Source organism: Roseateles sp. FW305-36, assembly GCF_058787015.1.
Window position 1 is genome coordinate 1 of sequence record NZ_JBYSZK010000050.1, and the last position, 1,047, is coordinate 1,047.

A 1,047-nucleotide genomic window follows, 5' to 3' on the forward strand; every position below is an offset into this window, starting at 1 on the left:
TGCATGGTGACGCCGGCGACTGGCCGGCTTGGCGTCTGACATGGTGTCCACCTATTTGCGTTGGTGGACACCATCCTGGCTGCCTCAGCCCGACGGTTCAAGGCGAGTTGGCCGGACGCATACCAATCAATCCCATCTGTGGCTGATGAAACATCCACGGGCCGAAGCACCAGACGGAAAAGTCCAGCTCTTAAGCATGGCGACGGCCTGAGGGTCGAAAAGCTTTTTGGGGCTGGAATCAAGGATTACGACATTGACAACCACGCCGCGCTCAACATCAATGAGCGCCTGCGTCCAGCCGTAAGGAAACGGATCAAATTTCAGCTTTCCAAACGTGCTGAGATCGATGTCTCCTAATTCCGCACACTCAGCAGTTTGAAGCACATTGTTCGTTGGTTCCGGCACAGTAACTGCCTTGGGGGGAGCAGTAGCGCATCCTCCACATAGGGCGGCAAATCCCAGCATAGCAAGAAGCAGAAGTCGCATCACGTTCCTCTTTTTAAATCCGTCTAAGCGTACTATGAATCAAAACTCACGGCTACCCCACGCCGCCCTTAAAGTGTGGGCTCAATATGTGCTCGGGCGCTCATTCATCGGCTCACATTAGATGCTCGGCATGATAGGTCTCCACCTCCACCTTGGCGCGCAACTCCGCACTCTAATCGAGCTACTGGACAATGAACTCGACTGCGCGTACAGGAAAGAAGGCCTCGACTGGCGGCAGCGCTTTACGCCAATGCTGCTTGCTCTCCTCGACGAGCCTGCGCTGACGGTAGGCCAGCTTGCCTCAATGACGAGGGTCAGCCAGCCGGCGGCCTCTCAGACGCTGAAGTTGATGCTTGCGCAGGACTGGATCGCACCTCAAGCGGACCCGAAAGACGCGCGGCGAAGGCTTTATGCGCTGAGCTCCAAGGCGCGCCGCACCCTACCCCTGCTGCAGGCAATTTGGGCATCGCCAACCTGCTTAACCCTCTACAGGGACTTCCCGGTTAATCAACCGGATTGATGTGGGCGGTATTCGATAGTTGCCGTTGCTGTTTTCCTCAA

At 56.4% G+C, this 1,047-nt stretch carries 2 protein-coding genes; one reads left to right on the forward strand and one right to left on the reverse strand.

Annotated elements, in window-relative coordinates:
• Positions 1 to 126 precede the first annotated feature (126 nt).
• Complete coding sequence (locus AC3WOE_RS30485; protein WP_492696301.1) at positions 127 to 486, reverse strand: hypothetical protein; 360 nt, start codon at positions 484 to 486, stop codon at positions 127 to 129.
• Positions 487 to 616: 130 nt separating this feature from the next.
• Between AC3WOE_RS30485 and AC3WOE_RS30490 the strand changes: the two genes are divergently transcribed.
• On the forward strand, positions 617 to 1,006 hold the full coding sequence (locus tag AC3WOE_RS30490) for a MarR family winged helix-turn-helix transcriptional regulator (RefSeq protein ID WP_492696302.1): 390 nt from the start codon (positions 617 to 619) through the stop codon (positions 1,004 to 1,006).
• Positions 1,007 to 1,047: the final 41 nt, after the last annotated feature.